Below are 22,699 nucleotides of genomic sequence, written 5' to 3'. Positions count from 1 at the left end.
CGAATTTCGGGAATGGCCGGTGAGGCAGTATGATGCCGTTCGGGCCACTAATTTCAGAAGGCACAAAAAGAGGATTCAATAAGGCAATCAACCATTCAACAGTTGTTTTACGACTGTTTTAAGGGCTACGAACAACAGTAACCAACATTTAAAAATCACTTATGATCACGCGTGTATTTATGCGATTGACAGGGAGTGGCCGTGTGCTGCTTTTACTGTTGATGACCTGCCTGGCCGCCACCGTCAGCGCGCAGGTGAAAATATCCGGTAAAGTAACAGACGAAACCGGAACTCCCTTACCTGGAATTACCGTTACGCTCAAAAACACCAAACTAGGCGCCAATACTACGGTGGAAGGGCTTTACAGCTTCATGGCCAACGTACCTGCGGGCAACTATGTACTGGCTGTTACCGGTGTAGGTTTTACCACACAGGAAATACCGGTCACCATTGGCACTTCCAACATCACCAGGGATGTGAAGATGGGTGTTTCCGTATCCAAGCTGGATGAAATTGTGGTGACAGGTACCTCACAAGGTACCACCCGCCGCCAGTTGGGCAGCTACATCAGTTCCGTAAAAGCCGAAGACCTTAACAAAGGCGCCACCGGCAACGTGTTGGCAGCTTTGCAGGGTAAAACGGCCGGCGCCCAGATCACCCAGAACTCCGGCGACCCTTCCGGTGGTATCTCCGTAAAACTGAGAGGTATCAGTACTATCGGCGGTTCTACAGAGCCGTTGTACATCGTGGATGGTGTTATTGTGGACAATTCCACTACCCGCGTTACCAACGCTGATCCTAACTATGCCGGCGCCAACTTCGTTGGTAGCGTTGGCCAGAACCGTATGGCAGATATCAACCCCGACGATATAGAACGGGTGGAAGTGCTGAACGGCGCTGCTGCCGCCGCTATCTACGGTTCCCGCGCCAATTCCGGTGTGGTGCAGATCTTCACTAAGAGAGGCAGTGCCGGTGCTCCGGTGATCAACTTCTCCACAGGCATTTCCATCAATGAGCTGCGTAAGAAACTGGATGTGAACCGTGCTCCCACTAAGTTTGGCGGGAATCCGAACGATTCCACCCAGAATATCCTGACACCGGGCGTTGTCAGCACCTTCCCGGTACAACGCTACGACTACCAGGATTTTATTTTCCGCACAGGCGTAGGCACCGACAACAACGTTTCCATTGCCGGTGGAAAGGACAAAACGAAGTACTATGCCTCCGCCAGCTACTTCTACAATCAGGGTATCATCAAGAATACAGACTTTAACCGCATGAGCTTCCGCGTGAACCTCGATCAGGAGGTAACAAAATGGCTCACCATGAATGCTACCCTCAACTATGTTTACAGTAAGTCAAACGAAAAGCCTGACGGTAACACTTTTTATTCACCTATGAACTCCGTTACCATTTTGGGTAACTACTATAATATACAGCAAAGGGACGCGCTGGGCAACCTGATGAAAGTGGGTAACCTGGGCCGTGTGAACCCGGTATCTATCATTAATGATTTCCGTCAGCAACAGCAGGTTGGCCGTGTGATTGCCGGTTTGGGCTTTAAAGCGAATGCCACCAAAAACCTGACACTGGACTATCACGTGGGTATTGATAACTATTACCAGGACGGTACCACCTTCATTCCGCCATTCGCCTATAACGTAAGCACCGGCTTCTTCGGCGGCGGTACATCACTGGACCCCAGCCTGAACGGCTACGCCAGTGCAGGTACCAACACTTCCTTCCTGATCAACCACGACGCGAACGCCACTTACAACGCACGTATCAATGATAACCTCGAATCCGTGACACAGGTAGGCTACTCCGTGCAATACTCAAAGCAGCACTATTCCCTGCAACAGGGACGAGGCATGCCTCCCTTCGCACAGACAGCGGACAAAGCCACCACCGCCATTCCCGGCAGTGATCAGCGTTCCGAGTATTCTATCTCCGGGGAATTCATCCAGCAGAACTTCAAGTACCGCAATCAGTTGTTCCTGACCGGCGCCCTGCGTGTGGATGGTTCTTCTGTATTTGGTAAAAGTCAACGTAACCTGCTGTACACTAAACTGAGCGGCAGCTACGTATTGTCTGGCACTGATTTCTGGGCTAAATCTTCCGTTGCCAAATGGTGGACATTGTTCAAACTGCGCGCTGCCTATGGGGAATCCGGTAACATGACCGGTCTCACTGCTTATGCGCGTTACAATACTTATGCTCCGAATGCCTTCGTGGGTGCTTCCGGTTTCCAGGGTCCTTTGGTATACACAGACCCCAATGTGAAACCTGAAAAACAGAAAGAACTGGAAATCGGTACTGATCTGTCTTTCCTGGATGACCGCCTCGGCCTGAGTGTGAACTACTACCGTAAAAAAGTTCAGGACCTGCTGATTGACCGCGCAGTAGCCCCAACCACCGGTTATACTTCTATCCGGAGCAATATCGGTTCCCTGCAAAATAACGGTATAGAAGTAGTGTTAAACGCCGTACCGGTGAGGACTAAAAATTTCACCTGGAACCTTACCGCTATTTTCAACCGTAACCGCAATGAAGCCCTCAATATCGGGCAGTCGCTGGTATTGCTGAATACCGTGGGCGGCGCTCCCGTGGCCATTGCCGCAGGTTATCCCATCGGCTTCTTCTATGGTACTTTCTATGCCCGCGATGCCAACGGCAATATCCTGACTACGCCTGCCGGCATCCCGGTGACAGAAAGAGGTGTGCAGAAAGGCCCGTTCGATTACCAGGCACAGCGTGACCCTGCTACAGGGCTGCCGCTGGCTTCCGCTTCGGCACTCAACAAAAAAATCGGTGACCCTAATCCGGATTGGACCGGTACTTTTACCACTGATCTACAATACAAAAAACTAGGGCTGCATATACAACTGGATGCCGTACAGGGAGTGGATGTTTTTAACGCAGACTTCAGGACCCGCCAGGGCGTTGATAATGGTAAGATCGCAGAGCAGGAAGACCTGGGCAAGTTACCAAGAGGGTATATCGCCGGTGTATACAACATCCAGGAATTCAGGATAGACAACGGCAGCTTCGTGAAACTGCGCGAAGTGGCGCTCAGCTATAATTTCGGAAAATTAAACAACACCGTAAAGGACCTGACCGTTAGCGTGGGTGGCCGGAACCTCATTTCATGGGACAACTACAAGGGTTATGACCCGGAAGTGAATGCCGCAGGACAAAGCACTGTTTTACGTGGAATTGACTTCGGGGCCGTACCTGTTCCGCGTACTTATAACCTGAGCGTTCGCGCCAAATTCTAATCCTAAAAAGACAAATCATGAAACGAACTACCTTCTATACATACATGACCATGGCCACGTTCCTGTTGTCTGCGGCGGCCTGTAAAAAAGACTACCAGGACCCTTCCGGGCCTTCCCAGGACCAGGCCTTTAGCTCGCCGCAGGCCATTACAGATGCGGCAGTTGGGCTGCAGGCCAACTATGTCAAAGACAGGACTGGCCTCATTTATACCACTATTACCTCCGGAAGCCTGCTGAGCGGAGAAACGTTTGTCACCAATCCGGGCAACGCCGATGAAGGCCAGCTGGGCACCGGTGGCAATACGGTATTGAACAACAACGTGGTGGTGACCGGTATGTGGGCTTATACCAATAAGATCGTTTTTGATGCAGAGAGAGTACTGAAGGCGACTAACACCGTGATATCTGATAAAGGCTATGCCAGCGGCGTGATTGCCTATACGTCCATTTTTAAAGCGCTGGCGCTGGGCGTGCAAGCCAATTACTGGGAGCAGGTGCCGGACACCATCAGTAGCCCGGATGCGACTACCCGTGTGGGTTTCATCCCCGGGAAACAAGGTTACGCAAGAGCGGTACGTACGATCGACAATGCATTAAATACCATTGCCGCCAACCCGATCAGTTCTGCTATTACACCGTTTCTTCCTAAAGGCATCAATGTGGTCAATACCCTGTATGCCCTCAAGGCCCGTTACGCGTTGAGTGCCGGCGATTATGCCGCTGCGCTGGATGCTGCCAATAAAGTAGACCTTACCAGTGCAGGTATCAGTACTTTCAACTTCAATCCGCAGGTGGCCAATCCGATCTTTACCCTCGTATCTTCCACCAGTAATATTTACCAGGTGGTGGATTCCACGATGGGCCTGCCTGTAGCACTGGCGCCCACGCCAACTGACGCCAGGATACCGTTTTACATGACAAGGCAAGCCACCGGGCTGAAATTTGTGATGAGCGGCTTCTTTAAATCCAATATCCAGTCCATCCCGGTGTTCCTGCCCGGGGAAATTACGCTGATCAAAGCGGAATGTTATGCCCGTAACAACGACCTGGTAAACGGTCTCGCAGAGCTGAACAAGGTAGTGACCAAAAAGCCGTCTGACGATCCGTTTGGCATAGGTGCCAACCTGCCGCCGGTGGTTGTCGCCACCATCCCGGACCTGCTGACGCAGATTTACAAACACCGTCGCATTGAAATGTTCATGTCTGGCCAGGAAATTGAAGACCAGCGCCGATTTGGCCGTCCAACTACCGAAAGGAAAAGGAATTATTTCCCTTATCCTTTTGTGGAAAGGAACGATAACCCAAATACACCCGCCGATCCTACTTTTTAATGTAATAAGTTTTTTATCTTTATAACGGCAGCCGGTAACTATTCCGGCTGCCGTTCACATTTACATCCTGTACCCTAAATGTCCTATAGCCATGACTGAAATCGGCGTTGTTGCCCTGGTGACCGTTATCCTGAACCTCGTGGTGTCTTACAAGGGATTTAAAGACACCGTTTTTTTTGATAAATATGCTTTTATTGTGGATGAAATGCTGGTCCACAAGGAATATTACCGCCTTATTTCTTCCGGCTTTCTGCATGCGGACTGGATGCACCTGCTTTTTAACATGATGTCGCTCTGTTTTTTCAGCGCGGATGTGGAAGCGGTGTTAGGGATTAAAAACTTCATCATCATTTATATGAGCAGCCTGGTGGGTGGCAACCTGTTGTCGCTGTTTATTCACCGGCATCATGGAGATTATAGTGCAGTGGGGGCCTCCGGCGCCGTATGTGGTATTATCTTCGCATGTATCGCTTTGTTCCCTGAAATGGAAATCGGATTCTTCGGTATCCCGTTGTACATACCGGCATGGATATACGGTGTATTGTACATGTTGTTTACTATCTTTCGGATTAAAGACAAAAATGATAACGTAGGACATGAAGCCCACCTGGGCGGCGCTTTTATCGGGCTGGTTTTTGCCGTATGTATGGAGCCGCAGGCCGTCAGACAACATTATCTGCCGGTATTGGCGATACTGCTGCCCTGTATTATTTTCATGTACCTGCTGGTACGTAAGCCACACATGATGCTTACCGGTAATACCCCCGGCCCACAACGTTTCCTGAACCTGGAAGACCGGTATAACCAGCAAAAGGCCATACAGCAGCAGGAGATAGATGCCATACTTGAAAAGATCCACCGGCAGGGCATCAACAGCCTGTCTGCCGAAGAGAAACAGAAGCTGCAGAATTATGCCGACCGATAAATCTGAAACTATAGTGTTGTTAAAATATAACCCGCGAACATGAAATTATCCAGTACTGTACTGTGTCTGGCCATCCTGAGCCTGATGGCCTGCCGCAAAGATGAATCCGGAAACGGGCCGGCATTAAACTACAACGATGTAAACATCACCGCTATCTCTGATATCCCGCCTTTTATTTATGAAGGCGACCGGCTGGTGGCGATGGGCCATGAAAAATTTTCCTATGATGACAAAGGCCGCATTGTTGGCAGCCGTATCGAACACAAAGACACCGTCAATAATATTATTACCGGTTATATCTACAAAACGACTTTCACCTGGGCCAACGGCCTGTGTGCGGGTAGTATTGCCGACTCCCTGTACAGCTACATCAAAAGCATTGACGGCAGTATCAAAGATGAACGGTTTGCCAGCGGTACCATCCTCAGCAGCTATGATTACACCCTGCCCGCCGGCCGCCTGAATGGCATTACCTTTACGCCCGGCAAATGGAACACCGCCCTGTATACTTCCATCAAATTTGAATACGATGGCAAGGGCAACGTTATCCGGGCGGTTACCACGCAGCCTAACCTGTTCGGAAGGCCGGGAGTGCCGGACCTGGTGGTAACGGTCACCTACCAGTATGATAATCATCCCAACCCCTACTATGCCATGTATAAAAAATACGGTCTCATATTACCGGCCCTGCAGCGGTTTGCGGATTGTATTTCTCCCAACAACGTAATTAAAATGCAACTGAAGATTGATAATATGGTAGAGCTGGTGCAACAGTACGTGTATGAGTACAATGCGGCCGGTTATCCGGTAAAAATCACGACCAACGGCGGCAGTGTGACCGGGCAGACCACCTACATTTCTTACCGGTAAAGTCCGTGTTGTCTGCACATTTTGCCGTGTTGTCGCTTCTTTGGGGATAAACCGGTCCGGAGCAGCGTGCTTTGCAGTATATTTATATTGTACATGAAAGCATTCCTGACAGCAAAATATATCAACATAACACTGCATGCGCTTATCTGGGGCATGCTGTTGTTATTGCCTTATATCGTATCATCTCCCGAAAACCAGTACAGTATCGGCCCTATGCCCGGCGTTTTTTTTACTGTTGCCGGTGTGATACACATGGGTATTTTTTATGGTAATGCTTTTTACCTGTGCCCGCGGTTGCTCAACCGCCGCTACTGGTGGATGTATGTTCCCGCTGCCTTGTTGCTGTTGTTTGTTTCTTTCCAGCTGAAGTACCATATCATGGCTACCTGGTTTCCGGGGCTGTTGCACAACAAAGCTGCGTACCGCTTTGTTTTCGGGCCTTCTGTGGCGGTGCTGGTGATCAGCCTGTTGTACCGTAAGATACTGGACCGCATATACGAAGAGCGCCGGCAGAAAGAAAAGCAGGCAGAGCAACTGTCTACCGAATTAAAGTTTCTCCGCTCACAGATCAGTCCGCATTTTTTGTTTAACGTGTTGACCAACATGGTGTCGCTGGCCAGGAAAAAATCTGATCAGCTGGAGCCTTCGCTGATCATGCTGTCGGAGCTGATGCGGTATATGCTGTACAATACCGGTGGCGCCAAGGTGCCACTGCAAAAGGAAGTAGCGTATCTCGACAGTTACATTGCGCTGCAGCAGCTACGTTTTGGCAATGATGTGGACATTCGCAGGGAACTGCCGGCCACAGCGTCATTGAGCAATTATACGATAGAGCCGATGTTGCTGATACCCTTTGTGGAGAATGCTTTCAAACACGGTACCGGCGTAGAGCAGCCGGTTATCCGTATCCACCTGTCTGTTCAGGAAGATGTACTTACCTTTGAAGTGGAAAACCATTTTGATCCGGTACAGGACACCAGCAAAGACGACAGTTCGGGAATAGGCCTGGCCAATGTAAAATCCAGATTGGAACTGCTATATCACCGGCATTATACGCTGGCGGTAAGGAACGATGGCAACCGGTTTCTTGTACACCTAACGTTAACGCTTGTATGATACGTTGCATTGCAGTAGATGATGAGCACCTGGTGCGGGAGTTACTGGAAGACAGTATCCGGCAGGTACCTTTTTTGGAGCTGGTGGCCACCTGCAAAAATGCGATGGAAGCTATGGAAGTGATGCAGCGGGAACAGGTAGACCTGATGTTTCTCGATATACAAATGCCCCGCCTCAACGGTTTGCAGCTTTTACAATCGCTGCAACGCCCGCCGCTCGTTATTCTCGTGACGGCTTATGAAAAATACGCCCTGGAAGGATATAACTTCCAGGTAGTGGATTACCTGTTGAAACCCTTTAGCTTTGAGCGTTTCCTGAAAGCCTGCCAGCGTGCCGGCGACTTGTTCCGGCTGCAACAGCCACCAGCGCCCGCCCGTGCCATCACCGATTTTTTCGTGAACGTGGAATACGTACAGGTGAAAATTGTGGTGGCAGACATTGAATATATCGAAGGATTAAAAGACTATATCAAAATACACCTCTCTTCCGCTGCAAGGCCAATCCTTACCCGTATGACGATGAAAGCCGTCGCGGAGAAATTACCGGCAGAAGAATTTGTCCGCACCCACAAATCCTATCTGGTGGCGGTGAAGAAGATAACCTCCGTAAAACGCGATTTGGTATGTATCGGTGAAAAAGAAATACCTGTCAGCGATTTCTTCAAAGAAAATGTTACCCGCTTAGTGCAAGGACCTCAAAACTGATGTAAACGGACTTGCTCATCTTGTCGTCACACTTTCCTGTGTTGTCTACACCTCAAAATCCCGGTCGTGCTACCCGCTAGTTTTGTGGGTAAATAATACTTCCGGTGATGACCAGATACCTGATATGGATTTTTTTACCTGCCTTGCTGAACACAGCTCACGCGCAACAGCCGCCGGCTGACAGCACCGGGAAAGCCGTGTCCGATACCGTTCCCCGCGGCACACCTAAAAACCTGAAGCAGGTGACGGTGAGCGCCGGTGCTTTTGAGGCCAGCGATAAAGCCAAAGGAGCCTCCCTCACGCCCATGGACGCTGTCACCGTGGCCGGCAGCAACGGCGACCTTTCACAGGCGTTGCGCGCACTGCCGGGGGTACAACAGATCGGGGAAACGGAAGGGCTTTTTGTGAGGGGCGGTACCAGTGATGAGACCAAACAGTTTATTGACGGCACGTTATTCAAATATCCCAACTATCCTTCCGTGCCGGGCATCTCACAGGGCGCCCGTATCAACCCTTTCCTGTTTAAAGGGATACTGTTCAGCTCCGGCGGTTATTCTGCCTTATACGGGCAAGCCATGAGCAGCGCGCTGATACTGGAAAGTGTGGACCTTCCGGAGAAATCGTCCGCTAATTTTTACCTGTTTCCTGCCAATCAGGGCGCGGGGATGCAGCGGTTGGGAAAGGACAACCGCAGCAGCTTCGGACTGGGGCTTAACTACTCCAATCAGACTTTGTACAATGCGCTGGTGCCACATGTGCCCGATTATTTTCAGGGGCCTTCGTATCTGGAGGGTAACGCCAATTTCCGCGTTAAAACAGGCCGCAGCGGTATGCTCAAAGTATATGCCGTGTGGAGTAAAAGCAGCGTGGGCCTGTATAATCAGGACGTAGACAGTGCGGCGTTGCGCTCCGGTTACCTGGTAAAGGGCGGTAACGTCTATACGAATATGAGTTACCGCACCGGGTTGGGGGAAAACTGGAAAGTGGAAACGGGCCTGGCTTACAGCAACAACAGGGACAAACGTGTTGCCAGCCTGGTGGACGCCGCAGAGAAGCCCGCTTCTCTACCGGACGTGCCGCTTAACTTAAAAAGCAACTACAGTAATATCCGCTCTGATTTTGCGCAGGCGAGAGTAGTGTTTACCCGTTTCCTGGGCAGGGACCAGGCAGTGCGCTTTGGTGCGGAACATTTTTATTCCAAAGATGCCGGCATATATCGTGACAGCGCTGTGGCGCAAACAGACCAGCTGTCCGCCCTTTTTGCAGAGAGTGATATTTACCTGACGGGCAGCCTCGCAGCTAAAGCTGGGCTGCGGCTGGAGCATACTTCCCTGCTGGAGAAATGGTCACTGGCGCCGCGGGTAAGCCTGGCATGGCGGCTGAGCGATGAAAGTCAGCTTAACTTCGCCTATGGCCTTTTTTACCAGGAGCCTCAGAACGAGTTCCTGTACCGCAACCGCGACTTATCCCTTTCCCGTGCTGCGCACTATGTCGTGAATTACACCAGAAGGGCACATAACCGTTTTTTCCGTGTGGAAGCCTATTACAAGCAATATAACGATCTGATACGGCTGTTACCGCCGGACGCAAAAAGCATGTCTACCGGTAACGGCTATGCGAAAGGGGTGGAATTATTCTACCGGGATAAAAAGACTTTTAAAAACCTGGACTACTGGATCACCTATACGTACCTGGACACCAAACGGGATTACCTGAACTATCCGATGACGCTGCGCCCGTCATTTGCTGCGCCGCACACGATGACGATCGCCGTAAAGAAATTTTTCCCGGACCTGTCTACCGGCATTAACGTGTCTTATGCGCTGGCAGCGGGAAGGCCGTACTACAATATCCGGTACAGTGATGGCTGGCAGCTGGCAGACGAGGGCACCACAAAGCCATATAATGTCGTGAACCTGCATATTGCTCATCTGATGACATTGTTCCCGCGCTGGAAGCATAAAGACTTCTCCGGTTTTGCGCTGGGAGTAAATAACCTGCTGGGCACTGCCCAGGTGTTTGGTTATAACTACAGTTACAATGGCCAGCATAAGATGGCGGTATCGTTGCCGGCCAACAGAACATTTTTCATCGGCTTCTTTATGAGTCTTGGTATAGATCGTACCGATGATTTTATCAATAACAATTTATAAAACACAAACCCGCTAATTATGAAAAAAACAATCCTCTCCTTATTAGTACTGCTGTCCTGCTCTGTCTTTGCCATGGCGCAGTCACTGGAAGACGCCGTGCATAAGCTCGACGGCGCCGCTTCTGTAAAAGATTACGAAGCGCTGGAAAAAACATTTGTCACGCTGACGGCGCAGCAGCCTGGCTCCTGGCTGCCCTGGTATTATGCTGCCTACTGTAACGCGAAAATCGGTTTCCTCTACCAGGACGATGGGGATAAAATTGAGCCATACAGCGTGAGGGGAGAAGAGCAGATAGGGCGTGCGATGTCTCTGCTGGACAGCACCAAATCCCGGCATGAACTGGCAGAAGCGCTGACGGTGGCCAGTATGGTGAACCGCACCAGGGTATTCATCAATCCGATGACTTACGGCCGTAAATACGGCAGCATATCGGAAAAGTACCTGCAGCAGGCGCTTCAGCTGGCACCGGAAAACCCGAGGGCTTTGTACGTACGTGCATGGGTGAAATATTATACGCCTAAAATGTGGGGCGGTGACAAATCATTGGCGAAAGAATTAGCAGAGAAAAGCCTGGGCCTGTTGGCGAAAGATAAGACAGGAACGACCCCTCACTGGGGCAAGGCGGAAGATGAAGCATTGCTGGGCAAATTCAAATGATTATTCAAGCGTTTAAAAAATCATGTTATGTTATTTCCTTTTCTTATCCTTTTCAGGGTACTGTTTGCAGCGAGTATGGTATTTATTATTGGTTACATCTTTGGTGGTTTTTCAAAAAGACCTGCGCTGGCGCGTATCTCCAAAGTGGCTGCGATACTTGTTATTATACTCTTTATCGGTGTAAATATCCTGTTGATGCGGGCTGCCTTCCACCACGACTGGCATGGAGGATGGCGGGGTTGTGAACAGGTTAAAACAGAAAAGCAGGGCTGACCAACTGGTCAGCCCCTTTTTTTGCTTGTAATTATTGTTTGATGCTTGCCGATAGCAGTGCTAGTGCCGGCCGTGACCTCCGCCACCGAAGTGGCCTCCACCACCACCAAAATGTCCGCCTCCACCACCACCAAAATGTCCGCCGCCGCCACCACCAAAGTGGCCACCGCCGCCGCCGCGGAAGCTACCGCCTCCTGATGGCTGACGCATAAAGTTGCCTTGCGGACGGGACGCTCTGCTCATGGCCATCGGCCTGTTCATACCTGCCTGGTGGTTGCCATTCCAGCTGCTGCGGGAGGCGTTCATATTATTGTTTCTGGCGAAGTTGTCACGGTTGTTGTTTACCGTAGTGTTATTATTCCGCGTGAAGTTCTCCCGGTTATTGTTGATCGTTGTGTTGTTATTATTCCGGGTGAAGTTCTCCCGGTTATTGTTGATCGTTGTGTTGTTATTATTCCGGGTGAAGTTCTCCCGGTTATTGTTAATCGTTGTATTGTTATTATTCCGGGTGAAGTTTTCGCGGTTGTCGTTTACCACATTCCGGGTATAACTGGTACGGTTATTATTGATGTTGTTATTGACCACGCTTCTGTTGATGTAGGTGTTGTGCACCACAGTAGTATTCACTCTGGTGATAGCTGTATTGTAATGGAAGGAGTTGCCCCGCCACATACCGCCGGAGAACCCTGTGCCGAAATACCCGCAGCCATAGTTAATGCCGCCATAGTACCCGATGTGCGGGCCCCAGTAACCGGCATGCCAGCGATATACGCCGCCAATAAAGCCCCAGTAGCCGGGAGTCCACAGGGCGCCTATATAGGGCGCTCTCACCCATATGCCCGGTACCCAATAGTAGTGGGTACTGTATGCCCAGTATCCGGGGACCCACATGTAACCGTCGCCGGGGCAGGGAGGCTGTGTATAGACCGGTATCGCAGGCGGCGCGATGCCTACAGAAACGCCAATGCTGACTTGTGCATATGCCCGTGGTGTGGCAGCAACAGCCAGCAAAGTGCATATTATTATCACGACAAACTTTTTCATGACCTTATGGTTAGGTTCACTTGTTTGACGGTCTGGAAGGGGGTAAGTTTAACGTTGGCAGAGGTCGCTGGGTGAGCAGCCACTGACGCCAGTCTTCCGCTACCTTGTCCCAGTTGAATACATCGTAGTCGGGCTCTCCGTTGGGTTTTAGCGGGAAATAATTATGTTCTGTACCGATGTATTCGCGATAGTTAAAATTTTGTTTATGTCGGCGGACCATGTCTATGCGGAACATGTCCAGGTAAGGGACGCCTGCATCGCGGGTGCCGAAGGTGATGAGCACGGGGATTTTGAGTCGACTGAGATATGCTGCCGGCGGATCGGAGAAGTCGTGGGTCACTTTGTAGGTGTCTCCCGCGGAGAAATCCATGTTCTGCGGGTTTGCTGTTATTTTTTCCCACCGGGAGAAGAGGGCGCCGGTGCCGCTGGTGCTGTCTTTTTCGTGTGCCCGTTCCCGTTCTATCAGGGTGAGCATGCGGCCCTGCGGGTTTCCGCCGGAATATATCAGATGGGTGATTGATTTACTGCGCATGGCCATTTTGGCGCTGATGGTACTCCCTTCGGAATGTCCGGCCACCACCAGCGGGCTGCGGGCAATCCAGGGTTGTTTTTGCAGAAATTTTATCACAGCGAGGTTGCGGTCCACGTAGTAGTCAAGATAGTACCGCTCCAGGTATTTCCGGGGGAACAGGCCGGTACTGTCTTTATAGGCCATATCGGGGCCGAGGTTGCGCTCATCGGCCACCAGCGGGACATACGCTTTGCCAATAATAGCCAGGTGATAATATTGGGCGAGGCTGTCGGGATTAAATACAAATGCCGGAATGACAGCTGTCTGGCCGTTTTGTTCGTACCGGACCAGCAACGGCTGTGGCAGGCTGCCCTGGCAAAAAAGGAAAAGCGGTTTTCTGACCTGTTCCTCTCCTTTTTTGGATTTGATCAGGATGTCTACCGTATCGCCCCTGAAGGTGGTTTGCAGGTGACGGTAACCGTAAACGTCCGGCAGCTGCAACTGAGCATACAGTGAAAAACCTGAAACCTGTATCAGGCAATAAATCAGGATGTATGGGAAATGGCGAAGCATGGGACAGGATAAGTTAGCGGCTGCTTTTACCTGACAATATAATCCAAATATAGGCTATCATAAATGGCCAGCCAGAAATGGCCGGCCTTCTCGTACGAAAATTTATTGCTCGTTGTAAGCAAGGGGATGTGGTGTATCCCCAGAATATGAAGATAAGCCCGGCTTCTGCCAGGTATTTATTGAATTGGGAAAAAAAAGTACGCAATCGGGAAAATCTTAATACTGTCGACAGGTATATATTTTTTTATGGTACAACCGTCGTAAACAGATAAGTCGCCAGGATCACCAGCAGCACAATGCCCTGAAGGATGTTGGTACGGCCGGCGTTAAAGGAAATACTGATGGTGAACAGGGACAATATCAGCAATAACGTGGATTTGGTGTCTATGCCCAGCGTAACGCTGAAACCTGCAAAGACGGTGACGATGGCCACTGCAGGGATGGTAAGCCCTATACTGGCCAGCGCCGAGCCCAGCGCCAGGTTCAGGCTCGTTTGCAGCCTGTTGCGCCGCGCCGCGCGTATGGCCGCCAGCCCCTCCGGCAACAGGATGACCGCCGCAATGATAATACCCACGAGGCTTTTGGGCGCGCCCATGCTGATCACCATCGATTCTATGGTGGGCGACAGTTTTTTCGACAGCATCACGACCAATACCAATGCAATCAGCAGAAACAGCATACTAAGGGTGGTCGTCAGGTTGTTCGGTGGTGCGGAATGTGTATCCCCTTCTTCTTCCGGCAGGAAATAGTCCCTGTGGCGGCCGGTTTGTACGGAGACAAAACCACCATACAATACGAGGGAAATGATCGCCACAAACAGCAGCTGACTGTTGGAATATACCGGTCCTGGCGTGGTGGTGGTATAGTTGGGCAATACCAGTGTCAGTATAGAGATGGCCGTTAGGGTAGTAAGGGCCGCATTGGTGCCTTGTTTGATAAACACCTGTTCTTTGTAGCGATAGCCCCCGAGGAGCAGGCAGAGGCCAATGATACCGGTCAACAGGATCATGATGGCGGCAAATACGGTGTCCCTGGCCAGGGTGGAGCCTTCGGCGCCTTCGCTCAGCATCAGGGACACTATCAGCGATACTTCTATCACCGTGATGGCCAGCGCCAGAATAAGTGTGCCATAAGGTTCTCCCACTCTGTGGGCCACTACTTCGGCATGATGTACGGCAGACAATACGATACTGATCAGGGATACGGCCATCAGCAGCGAGAAAAACGTACTGTGTATGCTGCCGGCCAGCATCAGGATGACAAGCCCTATCAGGGGACTGACGAGGCTCCAGAGAGGTAAGGCGATATTCCAGCGTTTGTATAGAATGTGTGTGTATGGCATATACGTAATTACAAAAAAATATTTAATTAGTTCATAAAAAAATGCTATTCCGTGGCTGACAGATAAAGTTTAACTTACAGCATACACGTTGTTAAATGAGAACGCAACTGATCACACCGCTTCCTGCATTGGCCGGTTATGTAAGCCATATCATGGTACTGGAGAGTGAGCGCCTGGCTTTCGACACTTTCCTGCCTTTGATCGCAAAAGGATATCCCAGCGTTGTTTTCCAGCTGACAGCCAGCCATCTCAAAGTAGATCATCTTGTACTATATGGGCAGAATATCCGCCCTATTCTTTTACCGGTATCCGGACCAACGACGCTGATCGCGTATTTTCTGTATCCACATACACTGAAGGCCCTGTTTGGCTGGAGTGCCCGGGAACTGACAGACCTGAGTGTGGATATCAGTTTGTCTGAACCGGCACGGGACATGCGCGTGCGGGAGCAGCTGTTGAACGCTCCGTCGCTGGAGCAGCGATTGACCTTGATGAATAATTATTTCTTACGGTTGATATCTCCCGGTAAACTGGACATACATCAACCTGTTCTTTTTGCCACCAGGATGATACAGCAACATAGCGGAGCATTGTCTATGCTGAAGGTACAGCAGGAGTTGTATGTGACAGAGCGTACTTTGCAGCGTATGTTCGATATGCATGTAGGCGTGTCGCCTAAAACGTTTGGCCGTATTTGCCAGTTTGATGCCGCGTTGCGGCAGCTGGGCGGTAATGGCTTTACGGACATGGCTGGCGTGGCTTTTCAGCACGGTTATGCAGATCAGAGCCACCTGATCAGGGCATTCCGTGATTTTACCGGTCTCACGCCGCTGGAATACCAGAAAGCGGCCACGGACTTCCCCGCCTGAAGATTGTCGGGTTTGTTCTATACACTGGATTGTTGCCGTCGTTACTTTGTATCAAAAAAAACAACGTATGAGAAAGTTAATCGTTTCTACCTGGATGACACTGGACGGTATTTTTGACGCTGAAAGCATGGGACAGTGGTTTAACCCTTACGACAGCCAGGCGCGTCAGGACATTATACGCGAAGGCATTCTGTCGGCAGATGCTATCCTTTTCGGCCGCAAAACATATGAGATGCTGGCGCCTTACTGGTCTTCCCTGAAAAATAATGAAATGGGCGTCGCTGCCAAATTAAACAGCGTACAGAAGTATGTGGTGTCCACTACCCTGAAAGAAGCCACCTGGGAGCATTCCACCATCATCCGGGATAATATTGAACAGGAGATAGCCCGGCTGAAACAACAACCGGGCAAAGAGATACAGATAGAAGGCAGCGCGGCGCTGGTCCAATCGCTGGCCAAAGCAGGCCTGATTGATGAATACCAGTTCCTCGTACATCCGGTCCTGATGGGCAGTGGCAAACGTTTCTTCGGCGAAGGCATGCAGACCGGTTTACAGCTCACCGGCAGCCGTCAGCTGGATAAAGGCGTGATGCTGCTCTGTTATCAGCCTGCATAACGGTATTGTAACACAACTATACCGGACGGGTACGCAGTGGTGTTGACCAGCGACAGTCCCAATACGCCCTGCACCTTGTCAAAAACGGGCATTCCCCTGCCGATAGCTGCGGGATTGATGATGAGATGATACTCGTCTATCAGTCCCGCTGCAATCAGCGCGGATACAAAGGAAACACCGCCAAATACTATCATATTTTTCCCCTGCTTTTTTTTCAGCGCCTTCACTTCTGCTGTAAGATCGCCTTTGGCCAGCACTGTATTTGGCCAGTTAGATTGGTCCAGCGTATGCGTAAACACAACTTTCCCCGCATCCCGGATATGTCCGGCAAATACGGCCTGTGGATTGTTGACCTGCCCCGCCATTTTTTCCCAGTGGCCGATGAAACCTTCTTCTGCCATCTTTCTGCTTAACAATATCTCGTCTGCGGATGCTATCAGTGCAGTATGATAATCCTGCAGGGCAGGGTCCCAGGTCCAGTTGTCTCCGTAACTCCAAACCATCCAGCTGCCGCTTCCGTCGGCCGCCGCCGCGAAGCCGTCCACAGACAGCTGCATTTGTAAGATCAGTTTTCTCATGATATGTTTATGTTCAGCAAACCTACGCTTGTTTTGGGATAGGGAACAGGGGGAGATGTGACAAATTTGCGGGGCAAAAAAACGCGTGATGAATGATATTTGTTTTATCATTACTGATTACTAAATAAACAATTGTCACCACACATTTAAAATCGATCAATAAAATGGAAAAATTACAACGTGAAGTCCGTTTTTTAAAAGCCTATGCTCTTATTCTCACCACTGTACTGATAGCGTTCTTTTTTATGGCTTTCCGTACGGACTTCGGTAAACAGCGTTTTCAGGAAATAGATGTGGAAAGAATCAACGTAGTGGAGAAAGACGGTACGTTGAAGATGGTCATCTCCAACGCTGAAAGACAGCACCCTGGTCTGGTAGAAGGTAAACCGATAGCCGCCAGGGAAAGATCGGCAGGCCTCATTTTCTTCAACAGCGCCGGTGACGAATGCGGCGGCCTGGTATATGACGCTACCAAAAAAGATGGCGCCGGCATGGTGTATTCCGTAGATCAATACCGCAATGATCAGATTATGCAGCTGCAATACATGCAGGAACTCGAAGGAGACAAAGCCCGTTCCTACGGCCTGAAAATATGGGACCGCCCGGATGACTTTACCAGCGCCCGTTTGACCAGGGTAATAGATTCCCTCAAAGCGCTGAAGAATGAAAAAATATATGAAGAGGCAACGAACCAGCTGGCCTCGGAAGGGAAGTTTGGCACTGAAAGGCTCTTTGTAGGCCGCACCTGGAAAGATGAAGTGGGGCTGTTTATCCGTGACCAGAAAGGAAAAGTGAGGATTAAGATCTATGTAGATAAACAAAATCAAACGAAGATAGAGACCTTTGATGAACAAGGAAAGCCTATCAGTAAATAATCTCAGAGAGCCGCTTTTATAAAGCGGCTCTCTCTTTTTTATACCATTACTGCTGAGATTCCCATGTTGTTCTGGCATGGAAAATGTGCCCCGCTATGCATGGTTGTCTTGCTTAGGCGGCCGTGCTCACCATTAAAACGCAGGTTATGGAATCAGACAGCAAGATCACCCGTCGCCGTATGCTTACCGGTGTGGGAACTTCCCTCGCAATGTTGACAGTACCCGATATGATAGCCAGGGGCAACAGTTTGGCATCGATGTCTTCAATAGCTGGTATAGAAGACCCTATCAGCAAATACCCCAGGCCTCCTTTTAAAGCGCAATCACAGCCGTGGCCCGGACTGGCAGGCCAGATGGACCCACGCCCCGATCACGGAGAAAAAAGCTACAAAGGCTCCGGACGCCTCAAAGGCCGCAAGGCATTGATTACCGGCGGAGATTCCGGCATGGGCCGCGCAGCTGCCATTGCGTATGCCCGTGAGGGTGCCGACGTGGCCATCAATTATTTCCCTACAGAAGAGCCGGACGCAAAGGAAGTAATAGCACTTATTAAGGCGGAAGGCCGTAAGGCCGTGGCACTCCCCGGTGACCTGCGGAATGAGGAGTTCTGCCGGAAGCTGGTGGCGGACGCTGTCAGCGCATTAGGCGGACTGGACATCGTGGTGAACAATGCAGGCAGGCAACAGGCGCATACTTCTATTCTCGACATTTCCACAGAACAGTTTGACTGGACGATGAAGACGAACATCTACGCGCCTTTCTGGATTATTAAAGCAGCCTTGCCTCATCTGCAGCCAGGCGCTGTTATCATCGGTACTACGTCGGAGCAGGCTTATGACCCCTCCGCAGAACTATACGATTACGCACAAACGAAAGCTGCCACGACCAATTACATCAAATCACTGGCTAAACAGCTGGCACCCAAAGGCATCAGGGTAAACGGCGTGGCGCCCGGGCCTATCTGGACGGCTTTGCAGGTGAGTGGCGGTTCTACGCAGGAGAACCTGAAAAATTTCGGCGCTAAAACACCTTTTGGCCGGCCGGGACAACCGGCGGAACTGGCTTCTATTTATGTTCAGCTGGCTGCTGCTGACGCAAGTTACGCTACCGGACAGGTGTATGGTTCCTCCGGAGGCGCCGGCCAACCGTAAGGACTAATCACTTTTCAGCTGGCAGGGACTTGCTTCTATTTTTTGTATACTTGCGGATACAACATTGTTGATTATGACCCGCAGTATGTACTTATTAAATCAGGACTCCATCCCGGCAACGATAGCGCAACACTTCCCTCCTACAGAAGACAGTTATTTTTATAACCCGATGATGCGTTGGGGGAACGGGTTTCCTTTGTTGTTCCATCCGCTGTTTGCCGGCGATATCGCTGTTTCGCCACCATTGGATCATGGTGCGGAAGGTGGCCTGTATACGTTGGCGAAAAATGGCATTATTGCACTGCGTGCATTGTATGATTTTATAGAAGCGCACCAGTCTGCACTGCTGGATGATCCTGCCGCTTTCCTGGCAGCCAGGGAGAAACTTTTTCGGTACCTCGAAGAAAGAGCGGGCTTACGATTTTTTCGTCTGGCGCCGTGGGGAGAATCGATAGATGAGACGCCGCCTGGTGATGGTTATCTGTCGGAAGCGGCAGCATTGAAGGGCAGCATCGAAGAGAACAACGCCGTTATCCATAAGGCCATAGCCGCCAATGATCCTTCACTGTTGGATGAATGTCCCTTTTTAGAAGGAGTTGCTTTCCGGCAACACCTGAATGCAGCAGTCTACGATTATGGCTGGGCGCTGATCAGATCATCCCTTCATCCGTTTAGGCTGGAAGTCTTTACAGAAGAAGGGTTGAAGGGAATGAAGGACGCGCTTGGCGAAATAGTAGTGCCCGCAACATATGATACGATCGGCGATTTTCCCATTACCGAGGGACTGGCCACAGTGTCGAAACGGGACAAATGGGGATATATCAATCGCCGTGGCATAGAAGTGGTGCCCTGTATCTACGACCGGGCCGATGACTTTGAGTATGGTTACGGCGCTGTTGTCATGGATGGCAAATTTGGAGTGGTGGATGAAAACGGACAAACGATTGTCCCGTTGGTTTATGATGATGGGCACCTGCCCGGCCATGATTTGTTTGCCGTGAAAAAGGGGCATGAGTGGGCCTTGATCGGCGCTTCGGGTGAAGTGCTGCTGCCTTTTCAACCTGCCATTTCTATTGTCGCTGTCCGTGACATGGAGGGGCACAGTTATTTTCAACTGGCAAAGGAGAACGGGGAAAAACTGTTTTTTACGCATCGGATGAAACTATTGCCAGTGGGTGCATTGGATGAGATAACCGCTGCCGGGGAATATTATATCGTCACGCGTGGCAAGGCTAATGCGCTGCTGGACGCCACCGGCGAAACGTTGTTGCCTTTCGCGCAGCAGCAGTTTCGCTGGATACATGCACTCCTGGCGTTTGCCGTCACGATAGATAAAAAGACAGGCCTGTATGCGCCGGATAAAGGTTGGTTGACAGATGTCGTTTATGATAGCATAGAACCGTTGTATACGCCCGAAAACGATGAACGGTATGCGATGGTCCGCAACGGGATGAAAGCGGGACTGTTCGCTGTCGGAGAGCAATTTTACCGGGTGCTTCCTGTAGCGTACTACCGTTTCAGTTATCTGAAAAAAGGTTTCTTTGGATATTGCACTTCTGAGGCCAGCTGGGGAATAGTGAGGGCTAATGGCACTATCGTAACAGATACCATCTTCGAATACCTCGATGGAAAAATGGGTAATGTCCCCAACGCAGTAGCCATAGGGCTGAAAGACAACGAAATGGTGACAGTTGCGGAAGACGGCACTGCCACGCCTATGTCCCCACATGACATAGTAGCTGAACTGGACGGTGCCACCAGGAACATGTCATTGCTTAAAGTGCTTCGCGCCGCGAAGAAAGCCATTGCGCAACAACCGGGGCAATAACACAACAACAAAAGTTAATGTTTAGATAATATCGCTGCTGTTTTTTTGCCCTTATGTTTGCGACTGGAAAAATTGGAAGGAATATATGAGCGAAGCTCTACACGACTTATCAGATTATTCACTGTTGGAACAATGCAGGCTCGATAATGTGAAGGCGTTCGAAATATTGTTCGACCGGTATTCCAGAAGGTTGTATAATTATGCGCTGAACTATTTGCAGGACAAGGGCATCGCAGAAGAAACGATGATGGACCTGATGTTGTGGGTTTGGGAGAAAAGACAGCAACTGGACCCGGACGTGCAACTGGCGCCTTATTTATTCCGTGCCATCAAAAATGCTGTTATCAAAGCCATGACCAAAAAGTCATTGGCCATGTTGCCCATTGAGCAGGCATTTGACGATGAAACACTGTTGACCCCCGCGGCAGATAACCAGATGAACTGTCACGAATTAACGCAGGCGTATCTTGATAAATTGGATGAACTCAGTCCGCAACGTCAGCGTGTATTTAAAATGAGCCGCCATGAACATCGCTCCCATGCGGAAATTGCCAAAGAGTTGAACCTGTCGCTGTTTACTGTTAAGAATCATATTAAAGCTTCCCTGAACCATTTCAGGCATCACCTGAAAGACTATACGGACGTAACCATGGTCGTTATATTTTATTGGTGGATGCCCTGATCAACCCGGTCAATGTTATGTAATTGTTACCTGTGATAACCCCATTAGCCCCTCTTCTTTTTTTTCTGCCCTATATAAGTGAACGGACCATCGTTCACTTATCAACATGGCAAATACGATCACGAAAGCATTAATGAACAAATACCTGGATAATCGCTGCACCGCAGAAGAAAAACTGCTGGTGGCCGCTTTTATGCAGCAACCGGAAGGACAACAGTTACTGGATGAAATGTTAACGGAGCGGTTGACAGCAGACATGTTGCTGATGGAGCAGATCAGGGTAGACGACCAACAGGCGGAAGACTGGAAAACAGTGCTGCGACAGCGTATAGCGGTCATAGAGCCGGAGCAGGCACCTGTTGTGCAACGACCGGTGAAGCGACTCTCTTTCCTGCGCCGCGCTGCTATCTGGACCATCCTGGTGTCTGCGCTGGGCACAATCGGTGTACAGCAATACAGGAAGCACGGCAAAGCCACCTCCATGGCGCTGGCCAATCTTGAAAAACAAAACCCCAGAGGTCAGCGGGCCGTGATCACGCTGGCAGACGGATCAGTGATACATCTGGGGGCAGACAGTAAGCTGGAATATCCGGAAGCATTTAACGGCCCTTCCAGGGAAATTACGCTTACCGGTGAAGCTTTCTTTGAGATCAGCGAAGATCCGGCGCATCCTTTTATTGTGCATACCGGCAATGTGCAAACACGGGTGTTGGGAACCTCCTTTAAGATCAACGCTTTCAAGGGAACACCACTGACGGTAGCGGTGGCTACCGGTAAAGTACAGGTAGAACATTCTGATAACGTTAACGGCTATACGCCATCTGTAACGGTGTTAACACCTGGCCAACAGGTCACCTGGGACCCGGTCGCCCAAAAAGCCACCATGGCGGAAATGCCGGTAGCAGATATTGCCGGCTGGAAAAATGCACGCCTGGCGTTTAACAACAGTACATTAAGGGAAGTGGCGGACGTGCTGGAGCGTTGGTATAATGTGAGCATCAGTTTTAAACAAACAACTACCGCGCAAAAGCGGATCACTGTTACACTGTCAGCCAACAGGCCATTGGAGGAAACACTCCGTGTATTGAGCGCCGGCAGCAGATTTACCTACAAGATAAACAACCGGCAGGTCACTATTCATTAACGCGCAAAACAAACATATGCACTAACAGTACACAACTAAAAAAACGTTCCCGGTATCTGACAAATACACGGGAACGTCTCAAAGTGATTTCATGATGCCTGATAAGTTTTGGACGACGAACAGGCATCTGAAAAGAGATACCAGATTTCCCGGAAAACCGGGATTAACCAGTAACATTC

Annotated in this window: 20 protein-coding genes; 16 read left to right on the top strand and 4 right to left on the bottom strand. The window is 50.2% G+C overall.

Translation table 11 applies throughout. The annotated features are described in order from the left end of the window. Positions 1–161: 161 nt before the first annotated feature. The 9 genes from HGH92_RS07875 (at position 162) to HGH92_RS07835 (ending at position 11,307) form a co-directional block, all read left to right on the top strand. Positions 162–3,278: a SusC/RagA family TonB-linked outer membrane protein gene (locus HGH92_RS07875; protein WP_247654846.1), complete on the top strand. Its 3,117-nt coding sequence runs from the start codon at positions 162–164 to the stop codon at positions 3,276–3,278. A gap of 17 nt (positions 3,279–3,295) precedes the next feature. Further along, positions 3,296–4,609 (top strand): RagB/SusD family nutrient uptake outer membrane protein, encoded by a 1,314-nt coding sequence (locus HGH92_RS07870; protein WP_168870172.1) that lies wholly within the window; start codon positions 3,296–3,298, stop codon positions 4,607–4,609. A gap of 91 nt (positions 4,610–4,700) precedes the next feature. Further along, a complete protein-coding gene (locus HGH92_RS07865; protein WP_168870171.1) occupies positions 4,701–5,534 on the top strand; it encodes a rhomboid family protein in 834 nt (277 codons plus the stop codon). A gap of 39 nt (positions 5,535–5,573) precedes the next feature. Then, complete coding sequence (locus HGH92_RS07860; RefSeq protein WP_168870170.1) at positions 5,574–6,404, top strand: hypothetical protein; 831 nt, start codon at positions 5,574–5,576, stop codon at positions 6,402–6,404. A gap of 93 nt (positions 6,405–6,497) precedes the next feature. Further along, positions 6,498–7,520: a sensor histidine kinase gene (locus HGH92_RS07855; protein ID WP_168870169.1), complete on the top strand. Its 1,023-nt coding sequence runs from the start codon at positions 6,498–6,500 to the stop codon at positions 7,518–7,520. Beyond that, complete coding sequence (locus tag HGH92_RS07850) at positions 7,517–8,224, top strand: LytR/AlgR family response regulator transcription factor (protein ID WP_168870168.1); 708 nt, start codon at positions 7,517–7,519, stop codon at positions 8,222–8,224. Before HGH92_RS07855 ends, HGH92_RS07850 begins: the two co-directional genes overlap by 4 nt. 107 nt (positions 8,225–8,331) lie before the next feature. Further along, a complete protein-coding gene (locus HGH92_RS07845) occupies positions 8,332–10,377 on the top strand; it encodes a TonB-dependent receptor plug domain-containing protein (RefSeq protein WP_168870167.1) in 2,046 nt (681 codons plus the stop codon). Positions 10,378–10,395: 18 nt separating this feature from the next. Beyond that, a complete protein-coding gene (locus HGH92_RS07840) occupies positions 10,396–11,034 on the top strand; it encodes a hypothetical protein (protein ID WP_168870166.1) in 639 nt (212 codons plus the stop codon). 27 nt (positions 11,035–11,061) lie between these two features. Continuing rightward, the gene (locus HGH92_RS07835; protein ID WP_168870165.1) at positions 11,062–11,307 is read left to right on the top strand and encodes a hypothetical protein; all 246 of its coding nucleotides are present in this window, start codon (positions 11,062–11,064) and stop codon (positions 11,305–11,307) included. Positions 11,308–11,367: 60 nt separating this feature from the next. Here HGH92_RS07835 and HGH92_RS33550 read toward each other — a convergent pair whose 3' ends face one another. The 3 genes from HGH92_RS33550 to HGH92_RS07820 all read right to left on the bottom strand — a co-directional run bounded on the left by HGH92_RS33550 (position 11,368) and on the right by HGH92_RS07820 (position 14,777). Further along, positions 11,368–12,351 (bottom strand): YXWGXW repeat-containing protein, encoded by a 984-nt coding sequence (locus HGH92_RS33550; protein ID WP_211092558.1) that lies wholly within the window; start codon positions 12,349–12,351, stop codon positions 11,368–11,370. 16 nt (positions 12,352–12,367) lie between these two features. Next, complete coding sequence (locus tag HGH92_RS07825; RefSeq protein WP_168870164.1) at positions 12,368–13,435, bottom strand: hypothetical protein; 1,068 nt, start codon at positions 13,433–13,435, stop codon at positions 12,368–12,370. Between the two features lie 244 nt (positions 13,436–13,679). Further along, the gene (locus tag HGH92_RS07820) at positions 13,680–14,777 is read right to left on the bottom strand and encodes a calcium:proton antiporter (RefSeq protein WP_168870163.1); all 1,098 of its coding nucleotides are present in this window, start codon (positions 14,775–14,777) and stop codon (positions 13,680–13,682) included. A gap of 95 nt (positions 14,778–14,872) precedes the next feature. Here HGH92_RS07820 and HGH92_RS07815 point away from each other — a divergent pair, with 95 nt between their 5' ends. Both HGH92_RS07815 and HGH92_RS07810 read left to right on the top strand, forming a co-directional pair. Continuing rightward, positions 14,873–15,646 (top strand): AraC family transcriptional regulator, encoded by a 774-nt coding sequence (locus HGH92_RS07815; RefSeq protein ID WP_168870162.1) that lies wholly within the window; start codon positions 14,873–14,875, stop codon positions 15,644–15,646. 67 nt (positions 15,647–15,713) lie between these two features. Continuing rightward, positions 15,714–16,262: a dihydrofolate reductase family protein gene (locus tag HGH92_RS07810; RefSeq protein WP_168870161.1), complete on the top strand. Its 549-nt coding sequence runs from the start codon at positions 15,714–15,716 to the stop codon at positions 16,260–16,262. Here the strand turns inward: HGH92_RS07810 and HGH92_RS07805 are convergent. Then, positions 16,250–16,840 (bottom strand): dihydrofolate reductase family protein, encoded by a 591-nt coding sequence (locus HGH92_RS07805; RefSeq protein WP_168870160.1) that lies wholly within the window; start codon positions 16,838–16,840, stop codon positions 16,250–16,252. The genes HGH92_RS07810 and HGH92_RS07805 overlap by 13 nt on opposite strands. A 164-nt stretch (positions 16,841–17,004) precedes the next feature. Here HGH92_RS07805 and HGH92_RS07800 point away from each other — a divergent pair, with 164 nt between their 5' ends. The 5 genes from HGH92_RS07800 to HGH92_RS07780 all read left to right on the top strand — a co-directional run bounded on the left by HGH92_RS07800 (position 17,005) and on the right by HGH92_RS07780 (position 22,520). Then, on the top strand, positions 17,005–17,715 hold the full coding sequence (locus HGH92_RS07800; protein ID WP_168870159.1) for a hypothetical protein: 711 nt from the start codon (positions 17,005–17,007) through the stop codon (positions 17,713–17,715). Between the two features lie 146 nt (positions 17,716–17,861). Next, on the top strand, positions 17,862–18,866 hold the full coding sequence (locus tag HGH92_RS07795; protein WP_168870158.1) for an SDR family oxidoreductase: 1,005 nt from the start codon (positions 17,862–17,864) through the stop codon (positions 18,864–18,866). An 85-nt stretch (positions 18,867–18,951) separates the two neighbouring features. Beyond that, positions 18,952–20,694 carry a WG repeat-containing protein gene (locus HGH92_RS07790; protein WP_168870157.1) on the top strand — a complete coding sequence of 581 codons (1,743 nt, stop codon included), beginning with the start codon at positions 18,952–18,954 and terminating at the stop codon, positions 20,692–20,694. 85 nt (positions 20,695–20,779) lie between these two features. Further along, the gene (locus HGH92_RS07785) at positions 20,780–21,376 is read left to right on the top strand and encodes an RNA polymerase sigma-70 factor (protein WP_168870156.1); all 597 of its coding nucleotides are present in this window, start codon (positions 20,780–20,782) and stop codon (positions 21,374–21,376) included. Between the two features lie 106 nt (positions 21,377–21,482). After that, positions 21,483–22,520, top strand: coding sequence for a FecR family protein (locus tag HGH92_RS07780; protein WP_168870155.1), 1,038 nt, complete (start codon positions 21,483–21,485; stop codon positions 22,518–22,520). The last annotated feature ends 179 nt before the right edge of the window (positions 22,521–22,699 follow it).

The organism is Chitinophaga varians, from assembly GCF_012641275.1.
GTDB classification, from domain to species: Bacteria; Bacteroidota; Bacteroidia; order Chitinophagales; family Chitinophagaceae; genus Chitinophaga; species Chitinophaga varians_A.
Note: the sequence above shows the minus strand (reverse complement) of the source record. Positions and strands in the feature narration are given on the sequence as shown.